This is a genomic window from Micromonospora sp. 15K316, from assembly GCF_004348525.1.
Lineage (GTDB): Bacteria > Actinomycetota > Actinomycetes > Mycobacteriales > Micromonosporaceae > Micromonospora.
In genome coordinates this window covers 17,193-27,964 of record NZ_SMKG01000066.1, presented here as the reverse complement: position 1 = coordinate 27,964, position 10,772 = coordinate 17,193, and the positions used below count along the sequence as shown (strand labels likewise).

Here is a 10,772-nt window from a genome sequence, read left to right as displayed (position 1 = left end):
GCAGCACGACCGGGCCCGCCTCTGGCAGGCCATGGACGAGCTGCGGCCCTGAGTCTCCGGCCGTCTGGCTGGAGCCCGTGCCGGCTTCGTCGACGTCGCCGGCACGGGCCACCGAAGCAAGACGCGGACCGCCTCTGTCCAGGCGGCCCGCGCGATCACCGACCAACCACGAAAGGACACGGTCGATGTCCCAGGAGAGTACCCGACCCGAGGTCACCCGGGTCCCCGCTGGCCAGCTGGAGCGCGGGCAGCACATCATCAGCCGCAGCATTGTGGCCGAGGTCGCTTACGTCCTGCCGTACCGGGACGGTGACGGTCACCCGACGGTCGCGGTGATGGTCAACCCGGTCGGTGCGGGCGAGCCGTTCGGTGACCGTTTGTACGCCGACGTGCTGGTCCGGCTGGCGACCGAGGGTGAGGTTGCCGCCGCCGTCGAGGGTGCGCACCGCGTGCAGCTGGTCGCCGGGCTGCGGGAGCTGGCCGACCTGATCGAGCAGCACGAGCTGCGGTTCCGGTCGTGGTACGGCATCGACGTCAACGCGGTGCTGCCGGAAGGCGAGGTGTCGCGGGTTTCGGAGCTGCTCGGTGTGGAGCTGACCTGGTCCGGCAGCGAGCAGCGGCAGGTGCAGTTGAAGCTGCGTCAGCCGGAACGCGGTGAGGGCGTCTCGGTCATCTTCCGGGGATTGCCGGCCAAGGCATGGACGTGCCCGTACTGCCCGTTCACTGCCGCCGACGCCGACGCCGGAGCCGCGCACATCGCGGCGCGCGAGGCGGGCACGGGCTGCGTCACTGGGCCGGCCACCGCCGCGCAGGCCGGGGAGTGATCGCCGTGGCCACCACTTCGCTGCTCGCCAACCCGGTCCAGGTCGGCCAGATCCGCGACCTGATCCGCTACGCCCGCAAGGTCGGCGCCGAGCACGCCACGTACGCGAGCGGCCCCGACGTCACCGGCCAGGGCTACGGGCCCGTCGAGCACGTGTGGGACCTGCCCAACCTGCGGGTCAGCCTGTACGACGGGCAGCTGGAGGTGCAGCGGTACAAGCAGATCGCTGGCGTCCGGTGCTTGCGCGGCTCGGTCTGGCTGCGCGCCAACGACGTGGTGTCGGTGGGTGAGGTCGCGCGGCTGCTGTTCGCACGCGGCATCCTCCCGATGCCGTTCGGCGACCAGATCGACGTGGGTCCGGCGGTGGACCGGTGACGCCCCCGGTGTTCCCGGCCGCCGCCGCGACGGCCGTCGCCGTCGACGAGCACCCGCCGTTCTGCCCGTGCCTCGCGTGCACCGACGACCTGCTCGCGCGTCTCGCCCGGCCGCTCGTGCCGGGCGGCCCGCGCACCGATCCGGCCCTCACCGGCCACACCGACTCCCCGACCGGGCCGCGCCCATCCGGGCATCCCCACATCGTCTCCGGTCCGGTCGGGGCCAAGCCGGGCGCGGCAGCCGCGGGGGTGGCTGCCGCGCCCACCCCGGGGAGGTGCACCCGATGACCGACCCCAAGTACATCGCCCACCTCGACCAGCAACTCGCGCTCGGGAACGACCTGCTCGACCGGATGGTCGACCACGTCCGCGACCGGCTCGACCGGGGCATGACGCCGGAACAGCTCGTCGTCCAGGTGACGCTGACCGCCGACGAGATCGACCCGGGCCGCGTGTCCAGCGCGTTCGCCGTCGCCCTGGTCCGGCTCGCCCGCCAGCACCAGCGTGACGCGCTGCCGGACCCGGACCACGTCCGCCCGGACCGGCGCCGCGTCGTGGCCGGCTACGTCTGCGCGGTGGTGGCGCTGCTCGCCGCCGTCGCCCTGATCTTCGGGTGGGTCGGGTGGGTGCTGTGACGCCCGCCGAGTACGTGACCGCCCTGCTCGGGCTGCTCTTCCTGGCCGCCCAGCTTCTTCTCGCCAACCTCTGGACCAGGGAGTCTTCCGATGCTGCGTGACCTGCTCGACGCTGCCGGCCCGCTCGCCTCCATCGGCGCGGGCGTGGCTCTGCTCTTCATCCTCGGCCGTGACCGCGACGGCCGGGCCGACGAGCACGACGTGTCCGACTACCGGCCCGAACCGGGCAGCCGGCTGCTCAGCCCGTCCGACGACCTGGCCGCCTACTTCACGCCGCCCCGCCGCCGGTACCGGCTCCGGCCCGGTGCCGCGGCCGCACTCGACGTGCTGCCGCCGGCCCCGCCCGGCACCACCGCCCGGCTGTCCATCTACGCGGAGCAGGTCGTCGCGGAGCTGATGCGGGAGCGGTACGGCACCACCAACCCGGGCGCGATCGCCGGCGGAATGCTCCGCGAGATCGCCACCGAAGAGCAGGCCGCCGCCGGTATCCGTCCCGCCGTGATGGCCGTCGCGTGACCGAGGTTCAGCCGTTCGTCGTCGAGCGCCCCGGGATCTACCCCGGGGTGCCCGACGACGTCTACCACGCCGACCCCGTCCCCGGCGGATCCCTGTCGTCGACCGGAGCCCGGAAGCTGCTGCCGCCATCGTGCCCGGCGCTCTTCAAGCACTGGCTCGACAACGGCCAGGAGCACAAGCCGGAGTTCGACCTCGGCAAGGCCGCGCACCTGCGCGTGCTCGGCACCGGACCGGAGCTCGTTCTGGTCGACCGGGACCGGTGGGACACCAAAGAGGTCAAGGCGCAGGTGGCCGCGATCCGGGAGGCCGGCGGGGTGCCGCTCAAGCGGGCCGACATGGAGAAGGTCGACGCCATGGCCGCCGCGATCCGGGAACACCCGCTCGCCCGGCAGCTGCTCGACCCCGACCGGGGCCAGGCGGAGGTGTCGCTGTTCTGGCAGGACACCGAAACGCGGATCCGCTGCCGGGTCCGGCTCGACTGGGTGCCGGATCCGGGCCGCGGCCGGCCGCTGCTCGTCGACTACAAGACCTGCGACTCGGCTGCCCCCGACAAGCTCGACAAGGCGATCAACGAGTGGGGCTACCACGTCCAGCGCGGCCACTACCTGCCCGGCGCCCGGGCGACCGGCCTGGTCGGCGACGACGCCGAACTGATGTTCGTCTTCCAGGAGAAGAAGCCCCCGTACCTGGTGACCGTGGTCGAGCTGCACCCGGTCGCGAAGCGCATCGGGGAGCACCTGGCCCGGGAAGCCCGGCACCTGTACCGGGAGTGCACGACGTCGGGCCGGTGGCCGGGCTACACGGACGACGTCGCCTTGATCTCGCTGCCCGGCTACGTCGAGAACCGCTACCAGGAGCTGGTGTGAGCCGTCTCGACATCAGCCGCCTGACCAACCCGCCGTCGGTGGAGTGCGAGCAGTGTGACCGCCTCCGACCGGACGCAACGAGGGAGCGGGCCCGGCTGCACGTCCACCAGACCGGCCACACCGTCCGCGTCCTCGTCGAGCACGTGACCGTCTATCGCCCCGACAGGAGCAGTTCGTGAGCACCTACCAGCGCGCCGTCGAGCGCGTCAGCGCGGCCGCCGTCATGCCGGCCGCGACCACCCAGACGACCGCCGTCGAGCAGGCCCGGGCGGTCGCCGAGGTCGCCGCCGCCGTCCAGGTCGCCCAGCAGATGCCCCGCGACATGAACCGGGCGTGGGCGGAGATGAAGGCCGCGTGCGGGCGGACCGGCCTCGCGTCCCGCGCGTTCTACGCCGTGAAGAACCGCGGCAGCGGCCCGTCGGTGCACCTCGCCCGGGAGCTGGCGCGGATCTGGGGGAACCTCGACTACGGGGTGCACGAGCTGCACCGCGACGACGAGCGGGGCATGTCCGAGATCCGCGCGTACGCGTGGGACCAGCAGACCAACGTCCGCAGCGGCCGGACCTTCCAGGTGCCGCACGCCCGGATGGCCGGCGGGCAGCGCAAGCCGCTGACCGACCTCACGGACGTGTACCTGAACAACCAGAACATCGGCGCCCGGGCCGTCCGCGAGGCGATCTTCACGGTGCTGCCGGCCGACTTCGTGGCTGAGGCGCAGGACATCTGCCGGCAGACGATCGAGCGGGGCAACGGTAAGCCGCTGGTGGACCGGATCGCCGACATGGTGGCGGCGTTCGCCGAGTACGGCGTGAAGGTGCCGCAGATCGAGGACCGGGTTGGCCGCAAGCGGGGTCAGTGGACGGCCGCTGACGTCGCGGACCTGGGCGTGGTGTTCTCGTCGATCAAGCGCGGGGAGCTGTCGGCCGACGACGAGTTCCCGGCACGAGTGACGGCCGACGAGATCACCGCGCAGGCCTCGGCGGCGCCGGCCGCCGTGGAGTCGGCGCCGGTCCCGCCGGCGGCCGCGCAGGCGGCGTGGGATGACGTCGAGGTGGCGCAGCCGGGGTCGGGGGCGGACCGGTGATCACCTGCTGCCCCGACTGCGCCACGCACGACCGCACTCCCCTGGAGAGCGCGCGCTACCACGCCGTCATGGCGCGACTGGAAGCCGAGCGGGCGATCCGGTGGAACATCGTCGCCTTGGTGCTGGTGGCCGTTTCCCTCGGGCTGCTTGTCGTCAGGGCGGTGCTGTCGTGACGGAGCTGCGCATGGTGGCCCTGGACCTGTCGACGTCCAAGGCAGGCATCGCCCACACCCACTGGCAGGGCAAACGCCAGCCCATGTGCCGGTCCGTCAACACCGGCCTGATGGACCTGCACGACAAGATCGCCCGCGTCCTCGCTGACGTCGCCGCCGTCTGCGGCTGGTCCCACGGCCAGTTCCAACCGAACAGCCGGCCGCACCTGGCCGTCGTCGAAGGCTCGTTCTCGCGGCCCGGGGCCAGCGACGGCCCGCTGCACATGCTCCGCGGTGTCGTCCTCCACCGGCTGTGGACGTGGCGGATCCCGTACGTCGATGTGCAGCCCGGGACGCTAAAGGTGTGGGCGACCGGGTCGGGGGCGCTCAAGGGCGAGAACAAGGTGACCAAGGACAAGGTCATCGCGGCGGTGTTGTCGACGTACGGCGGGCTGATCCGGATCGACCCGCGCGACAGCGACCAGTGTGACGCGGTTGCGCTGCTGTCGATGGGGATGGCGGCGTACGGGCAGCCGCTGGTGCGGGTGACGAACTCGTACCAGACGCGGGCGCTGGACGTGCCGAAGTGGCCGACGCTGGCCACCGAGTCGGGGCCGGTGGTCCCGGCATGAGCGCGGTCGAGATGGCGGATGCGGGCCCGTGCAACTGGTGCGGCTGCAACCAGTGGGACCACCGGAACGGCAGGAAGGGCTGCAAGACGGTCGGCTGCGGGTGCGGCAAGTACGAGCAGCCGCCGGCCCTGGTGGTCACCATGGTTCCGGCCGACGATCCGGTGGTTGCGGATCCGGTGGCGCAGGCCGCCTACGTGGAGCAGGTCGCCGCGATCGACGAGCAGCTCGCCGAGTCGGACGACGACCGGCGGCCATGCCACCGCTGTTCCGACCTGGTGCTGACCCTGTCGAGCGACGGGCTGTGCGACGGCTGCGTGGCCGAGGACGCCGAGACCGGCCGGCTACGCGCCGATGTCGAGCGACTGACCGTGCAGCTGGAGCAGGCGTACGAGCGCGTCGACGAGCTGGAGACTGACCTCGGCCGGATCTACGGCGCGCTCCACATCGACCGGGACCGCGACGCCGCCGAGGTCATCGAGGACCGGCGCGTGCGGCTCCGCGACGCGGAGAGCGACCTGCTCGCCGTGCGGGGCATCCTCTTACCGAACGGCTACCCGTCGCGGATCCCGGCCGACATCGAGATGGTGCCGGCCGTCGCGCCAGCCGTGCAGTGGCTCGCCGACCGCGTCGACGAGCTGACCGCCGAGCTGGAGCGGCAGGCCGGGGCCGACCTGGAGCGGCGCCGCAAGGATCTGGAGCACGTGCAGCGGCTCGCGGCCGAGCGTGACCAAGCGGTCGGCGAGGCCGAGGAAGCGCAGCGCCGCGCCGAACGGCTCGGCGGTGAACTCGACGCCGCCACCGCCACCATCGGCCGCCTGAGCCGCGACCTCGCGCACGCCAACGCCGGCTGGACGCGAGCCCGCCAGTCGCTCAACGAAGCGATCCGGAAAGGCACCGAATCCGCCACCCGGGTGATCCGGAAGTACGACGCCGACGAGTGCGAGACGTGCGGCTACCGCACCACGGTGCCGATCGACCACGAGCACCCGCTGACCCCGGTCACGGTGCTGATCGTCCGCCGGGAGGTGCCCGGTGCGTGACCTGTGGGCGCGGCTGCTCGCCCGCCTCGGTGCGCCCGAGGTGGCCCGGATGGCACGCGAGCGGGACCAGGCCCGGGCCGACCGGGCGAAGGCCACCAAGACGGCGCTGCGGCTCTACGCAGACGTCGTGATCCACAAGGTCAGGGCCGACGCCCTGGCCGCCACCTACCAGAGGGAGAACAGCACCCCATGACCGTGAAGATCAGCGCCCAGCTCACGCGGGAGCGCAAGGAGTTCAACGGCCTGGACCGCATCGAGCGGGAACTGGTCGACCAGCCGCGCGGCGTCCGGTACGCGGTCGTGGCGTTCGAGGTGAAGCGAGTCAGCGACGAGATCGACGAGGGCGTGGAGATCCCGACGATCCGGCTGTCGCACATCGAGCCCGTCGACGGCGTCCAGGCCGACCGGGTGCGGGACATGCTCGCCGAGCGATACCAGGACCGGACCGGGAAGACGCTGGAGGGCGACCCGACGCTGTTCGACGTCGTCGACGGGGAGCGGGAGGTGCCGGAGCCGTCCGGCGCCGAGCTGCTCGCCGAACACCGGGAGGCCCGGGAGGCGTCGCCGGCGCCGGCGGCCGAGTTCTCCGGGGGCGAGCAGTGACGGCCCCCGGCAAGCCCCGGGACCGGCTGCTCACGCCCGGCGAGGTGGCCCGGCTGTTCCGGGTCGACGCGAAGACCGTCACCCGGTGGGCGCAGGCCGGCCTGATCGGCAGCATCCGCACCCCGGGCGGGCACCACCGGTTCCGGGAGTCGGAGGTGCTGGCGCTGCTCGGCGAGGACGGCACCCAGTGACCGCCCCCGAAGCCGGCCCATACACCCCGCTGTCGTGTCCGATGCGCGACTGCGACGAAGAGCTCTACCTCAGCTGGGAGCTGTCCGTGGGGCTGCTCCGCCGCGACCTGACCGACCCGTCGCCACCGCCGGCGCCCGCCGACGCCTGGGTCGGGCAGTGGCACGTCGAGTGCCTGGCCGGGCACCGGCCGCTCGTGCCCGCGCCGATCGAGTGCCCGTGCGGCCGCAACGAATGCACGGAGGAGTGCAACGACGCTGACGTCGACGCGACCGAAGAGCTGCGCACGTTCCGGGCCAGCGACCTGGCGCGGCTGCGTGAGCTGATGGGTGGTGACCGGTGACCGCCCCGGCCATGACCATCGGCGAGCTGCGCCACCGCGTCAACCTCGGTGCTGACTGGCTCGACCAGCAGCACCCCGGCTGGCCCGCGCTGGTCGACCTCAGCCGACTCGACATCGACGACAGCCTCAACTGCGTCCTCGGCCAGGTCGTGGGTGACTTCTGGCGCGCCCCCATGACGTGGGCCGAGGCCGTCAACCGCGGCTTCCAGGTCCGCAACGGCTTGCAGTACGACGCCGAGACGGAGGCCCTGAACCGGCTGTGGCGCGGCCTGATCGAGCAGCGGCGAGCGGGGGTGAACGTCCCGTGAGGCTCCGACCCTCCACCCCGCCGCCGACGGAACCGACCGTCGCCCAGCCGGACGAACTCGCCGCCCGCGTCGACCAGGCCGTGGCGCTCGTCGACGCCCGACTCGCCACCGGCCACCGCGACCGGCAGCAGCTCGTCGACGCGCTGCTCGACGTCCGGAACCTGCTCCGCCCACCCCGGCAGTCATGACCACCGCGCAGATCACCGCGCCCCGCCCGGCACACGTTGGGCGGGGCGCCCGCTCCCTCGAGGAAGGACCCGCCGTGCAGACGAAGGCGAGCAGGCGCGCGAAGAGGACCCCACCGCGGCTGACGACGACCCGCGTCGAGATCCCGCGCTTCAGCGGGCCCGCCCAGCACGTCGTCACCGCCGCATTCCTGCCCGACGACCAGCTGTGGACCACCGCGCTGAGCCCGGTCCCGGCCCACAGCCCATTCCAGGCCGGCGACTGGGTCGTCTGCCACGGCTACCCGGGCGAGGTGCCCGGTCCGCTCAAGTGGGGCTGGCGTGGCTTCGTGCTCGGCGGCATGGGCGCAACTCTGCTGCGAGGACTGACGGACGACGGCCGACAGTGGTGCGAGTACTGGGGAAAGCTCTGGCCGGACGGTACACCGTGCCCTGACGGCCGATGCGTCTGCCACCCGTGCCACCCGAAGTGGTTCGCCGATCCCGAGCCGGAGCGCCCAGAGCAGCTGGAGCTGTTCGCGCTCGCCGGCATGTTCGGTGGTGGCCGATGACCGGGCTGCTGATCGCCACCCACGACCAGGCCGTCCACGCCATCCGCGAGCACCTCAACCGGCCCGACACCAACCAGCTGCTCCGCGGGGTCGTCTTCCGCGTCCTCGACATCCACCACGCCGAACTACCCGAGCAGGGCTGCCGGCCCTGGACGGACTGCGGCACGTGCTTCGGGCAGGGCCGGTTCGAGTGCACCGACGACGGGGTCAACACCCACACGCACCACTGCCACTGCCAGTGCCCGTGGTGCGTCGGCTGCGAAGAGTCGCTCTGCCGGGGCGCGTGCCCGACCGTCGCGGCGATCGCCGAACGGCTGGACCTGACGTCATGACCGATCCGAGCGTGCGGGCGGCGGTGATTCCGGCACCTGGTGCCCATGGTCATCCGCCGCCTACGCACCCGCCCCCTACGCGCCGCGCTGCTCGCCGACCTGATCCGGAGGCGCAACCGATGACCCAGCCCAGCTGCTGCATCTGCGACCCCGAGCAGTGCGCCGCCGACGACACCGGCCAACACTGCGCCGACCGGTCCTGCGGCGTCTGCCTCCACGGCTGTCCCGCCCCCGACGGCGAGCCGTGCTGCCAGGACGGCCCGTCGACCGTCACCGTCGAGCTGCCCGGGATCAGCCGATGACCCGCTACGAGGTCCGCCTCACCATCCGACCCGGGAAGAAGCTCGCCCGCTCCTACCCAGCATGGCTGGAGTGGCCCCGCGTCCTTGTCCCCTACCGACTCCGCGCCGTGCACCGCTGGTGGGCACACCGCGCAGGGTTCTTCTGGCTGCCCTGCCCGCTGTGCACCCGTCCGTTCGGCGGCCACGAGTGGCGCGACGTCGGCGGCAAGCCGTCCAGCGTGCCGGACCCCACCCATCCGCCTCTGTCGGCCGGCATCTGCCCGCGCTGCACGGCCGCTGGCCGAGGGGCGCACCCGTGACCCACCAGGCCCCGCTCATCCACGACGGCCGCGGCGGCATCTGGCCCCGCTACCGCCTCCCCGGCACCCACAGCATCAACGCCGCCCCCTGGATGGACGCCATAGCCCGCCGCCAACCCGTCGGCACCTGCCGCAGCTGCGCCGGCTACCTGTTCCCCAACGGCCCCCCATACGGCGGCGCCCGCCGCTGGTACCCGACCCGCTGCGTCACCTGCAAGTCCGAAACGGCCGCCCCAGGCCCCGCACCAGCCCGCAAGAAGAGGAAGACCTGATGCCCCGGATCCGCACGATCAAGCCGAGCTTCTTCAAGTCCGAAGACGTGTCGGTGCTGCCGTTCCGCGCCCGACTCACGTGGGTTGGACTGTGGACCCACGCGGACGACCAGGGCCGCCTGAAGGACAACGCCCGGTTGATCAAGGGCGACGTGTGGCCTCTCGACGACGTCAGCCTTGCGGACATCGAAGACGACCTTGCTGTGCTCGCCGCGAACGGCCGGATCATCCGGTACGAGGTCGCCGGCGTCCGGTACCTCGAAGTCGTCAACTGGCACGAGCACCAGAAGATCTCGAAGCCGACCCCGAGCCGCATTCCGGGCCCCGCTGCGGGCACGTCCGTCGATGAATCGGGCGACGAGCAGCCGAACGAGCCTCGCAACGTCGAAAACGGCACGTCTTCGCAGGTCAACAGCCCTTCCCGGAATGCTCCCGGAACACTCCCGGAGGACTCCCGGAACGTTCCGGGTGGGAAGGGAAGGGAAAAGGAAGGGAAGGGAAGGGAAGGGACGCGCGCGCGAGCTGACGACGAACCCGAAAGCACCTCGACCCAACCGACTCAGAGCCCCCCCTCCAACCAATGCGAAGACCACCGCGACCACCCCAACCCGCCCCCCTGCGGCAAGTGCGCCGACGCCCGCAAGGCACGCGAACGGTGGGACCGAGACCAGGCCGCGATCCTCGCCCGCATCCAGTCGGAGCGCGCCCGCCAGCAAGCCGCCGCCGTACGCGCCGCCATCGACGCCTGCCCGCTCTGCGACCAGCACGGCCAACGCGACGGACGGCTCTGCCTCCACGACCCCGACATGACCACCCGATCCCGACGCGGCGCCGAACTCGCCGCCGCCGCCATCCGCCGACAGGAGAAGCCGTGACCACCACCCGCACCCGCACCCGCCGCCGCATCGTCGAGCCCATGCTCAACGACCCGACGCAGTGCACCTGCCGCCGGCCCACCCTGGTCGCCACCTTCAAGCGGGAGCAGCTCGTCGGCCTGGAACTCCGCCACCTACGCGGCTGCTCCCACCCCGCACAGCCCATCGACGTCCACACCTGGCTGCCGCCCCGATGAGCAAGAGCTGGGGACGCGGCAGCACCAGAGCATGGCGCACCATCCGAGCAGCCGTCCTACTCCGCGACGCAGGCCAAGGATGCCGAGCACACCGCGACGGATGGTGCGACCAAGCCAACCGCACCACCACCCACACCTGCACCGACACCCAAGACTGCGTCCACCACACCCACGGCAAAGCCAGAACCGGCGAC

The 10,772-nt window shown here is 72.3% G+C and carries 23 protein-coding genes; all 23 read left to right on the top strand.

What is annotated here, in order from left to right:
* The first annotated feature begins 185 nt into the window (after positions 1-185).
* The 23 genes from E1211_RS15375 to E1211_RS15265 all read left to right on the top strand — a co-directional run bounded on the left by E1211_RS15375 (position 186) and on the right by E1211_RS15265 (position 10,578).
* Complete coding sequence (locus E1211_RS15375; RefSeq protein WP_132349583.1) at positions 186-824, top strand: hypothetical protein; 639 nt, start codon at positions 186-188, stop codon at positions 822-824.
* A 5-nt stretch (positions 825-829) separates the two neighbouring features.
* Positions 830-1,198 (top strand): hypothetical protein, encoded by a 369-nt coding sequence (locus E1211_RS15370; protein WP_132349581.1) that lies wholly within the window; start codon positions 830-832, stop codon positions 1,196-1,198.
* A complete protein-coding gene (locus tag E1211_RS15365) occupies positions 1,195-1,485 on the top strand; it encodes a hypothetical protein (RefSeq protein WP_132349579.1) in 291 nt (96 codons plus the stop codon). The genes E1211_RS15370 and E1211_RS15365 overlap by 4 nt, the downstream gene beginning before the upstream one ends.
* Positions 1,482-1,832, top strand: coding sequence for a hypothetical protein (locus tag E1211_RS15360; protein WP_132349577.1), 351 nt, complete (start codon positions 1,482-1,484; stop codon positions 1,830-1,832). The genes E1211_RS15365 and E1211_RS15360 overlap by 4 nt, the downstream gene beginning before the upstream one ends.
* A 90-nt stretch (positions 1,833-1,922) precedes the next feature.
* Positions 1,923-2,348: a hypothetical protein gene (locus tag E1211_RS15355; protein ID WP_132349575.1), complete on the top strand. Its 426-nt coding sequence runs from the start codon at positions 1,923-1,925 to the stop codon at positions 2,346-2,348.
* A complete protein-coding gene (locus E1211_RS15350) occupies positions 2,345-3,214 on the top strand; it encodes a PD-(D/E)XK nuclease-like domain-containing protein (RefSeq protein WP_132349573.1) in 870 nt (289 codons plus the stop codon). The genes E1211_RS15355 and E1211_RS15350 overlap by 4 nt, the downstream gene beginning before the upstream one ends.
* Positions 3,211-3,393: a hypothetical protein gene (locus tag E1211_RS15345; protein ID WP_132349571.1), complete on the top strand. Its 183-nt coding sequence runs from the start codon at positions 3,211-3,213 to the stop codon at positions 3,391-3,393. The genes E1211_RS15350 and E1211_RS15345 overlap by 4 nt, the downstream gene beginning before the upstream one ends.
* Positions 3,390-4,298, top strand: a complete 909-nt coding sequence (locus E1211_RS15340; protein ID WP_207915378.1) for a hypothetical protein — start codon at positions 3,390-3,392, stop codon at positions 4,296-4,298. The genes E1211_RS15345 and E1211_RS15340 overlap by 4 nt, the downstream gene beginning before the upstream one ends.
* A 169-nt stretch (positions 4,299-4,467) precedes the next feature.
* Positions 4,468-5,082 carry a hypothetical protein gene (locus tag E1211_RS15335; RefSeq protein WP_132349569.1) on the top strand — a complete coding sequence of 205 codons (615 nt, stop codon included), beginning with the start codon at positions 4,468-4,470 and terminating at the stop codon, positions 5,080-5,082.
* Positions 5,079-6,122 carry a hypothetical protein gene (locus E1211_RS15330; RefSeq protein ID WP_132349568.1) on the top strand — a complete coding sequence of 348 codons (1,044 nt, stop codon included), beginning with the start codon at positions 5,079-5,081 and terminating at the stop codon, positions 6,120-6,122. Before E1211_RS15335 ends, E1211_RS15330 begins: the two co-directional genes overlap by 4 nt.
* Positions 6,115-6,315 (top strand): hypothetical protein, encoded by a 201-nt coding sequence (locus E1211_RS15325; protein WP_132349566.1) that lies wholly within the window; start codon positions 6,115-6,117, stop codon positions 6,313-6,315. Before E1211_RS15330 ends, E1211_RS15325 begins: the two co-directional genes overlap by 8 nt.
* Entirely contained in the window at positions 6,312-6,725 is a 414-nt protein-coding gene (locus tag E1211_RS15320; RefSeq protein ID WP_132349564.1) for a hypothetical protein, read from the top strand. Before E1211_RS15325 ends, E1211_RS15320 begins: the two co-directional genes overlap by 4 nt.
* A complete protein-coding gene (locus tag E1211_RS15315; RefSeq protein WP_132349562.1) occupies positions 6,722-6,916 on the top strand; it encodes a BldC family transcriptional regulator in 195 nt (64 codons plus the stop codon). Before E1211_RS15320 ends, E1211_RS15315 begins: the two co-directional genes overlap by 4 nt.
* Positions 6,913-7,257, top strand: coding sequence for a hypothetical protein (locus tag E1211_RS15310; protein WP_132349560.1), 345 nt, complete (start codon positions 6,913-6,915; stop codon positions 7,255-7,257). The genes E1211_RS15315 and E1211_RS15310 overlap by 4 nt, the downstream gene beginning before the upstream one ends.
* Positions 7,254-7,565, top strand: a complete 312-nt coding sequence (locus E1211_RS15305) for a hypothetical protein (protein ID WP_132349558.1) — start codon at positions 7,254-7,256, stop codon at positions 7,563-7,565. Before E1211_RS15310 ends, E1211_RS15305 begins: the two co-directional genes overlap by 4 nt.
* Entirely contained in the window at positions 7,562-7,753 is a 192-nt protein-coding gene (locus E1211_RS15300) for a hypothetical protein (RefSeq protein WP_132349556.1), read from the top strand. The genes E1211_RS15305 and E1211_RS15300 overlap by 4 nt, the downstream gene beginning before the upstream one ends.
* A complete protein-coding gene (locus E1211_RS15295; protein ID WP_132349554.1) occupies positions 7,750-8,301 on the top strand; it encodes a hypothetical protein in 552 nt (183 codons plus the stop codon). The genes E1211_RS15300 and E1211_RS15295 overlap by 4 nt, the downstream gene beginning before the upstream one ends.
* Complete coding sequence (locus E1211_RS15290; protein WP_132349552.1) at positions 8,298-8,633, top strand: hypothetical protein; 336 nt, start codon at positions 8,298-8,300, stop codon at positions 8,631-8,633. Before E1211_RS15295 ends, E1211_RS15290 begins: the two co-directional genes overlap by 4 nt.
* 119 nt (positions 8,634-8,752) lie before the next feature.
* Positions 8,753-8,935 (top strand): hypothetical protein, encoded by a 183-nt coding sequence (locus E1211_RS15285; RefSeq protein WP_132349550.1) that lies wholly within the window; start codon positions 8,753-8,755, stop codon positions 8,933-8,935.
* The gene (locus tag E1211_RS15280; RefSeq protein ID WP_132349548.1) at positions 8,932-9,234 is read left to right on the top strand and encodes a hypothetical protein; all 303 of its coding nucleotides are present in this window, start codon (positions 8,932-8,934) and stop codon (positions 9,232-9,234) included. The genes E1211_RS15285 and E1211_RS15280 overlap by 4 nt, the downstream gene beginning before the upstream one ends.
* Complete coding sequence (locus E1211_RS15275; protein ID WP_132349547.1) at positions 9,231-9,506, top strand: hypothetical protein; 276 nt, start codon at positions 9,231-9,233, stop codon at positions 9,504-9,506. Before E1211_RS15280 ends, E1211_RS15275 begins: the two co-directional genes overlap by 4 nt.
* On the top strand, positions 9,506-10,381 hold the full coding sequence (locus tag E1211_RS15270; RefSeq protein WP_132349545.1) for a hypothetical protein: 876 nt from the start codon (positions 9,506-9,508) through the stop codon (positions 10,379-10,381). The genes E1211_RS15275 and E1211_RS15270 overlap by 1 nt, the downstream gene beginning before the upstream one ends.
* On the top strand, positions 10,378-10,578 hold the full coding sequence (locus tag E1211_RS15265) for a hypothetical protein (RefSeq protein WP_132349543.1): 201 nt from the start codon (positions 10,378-10,380) through the stop codon (positions 10,576-10,578). The genes E1211_RS15270 and E1211_RS15265 overlap by 4 nt, the downstream gene beginning before the upstream one ends.
* The last annotated feature ends 194 nt before the right edge of the window (positions 10,579-10,772 follow it).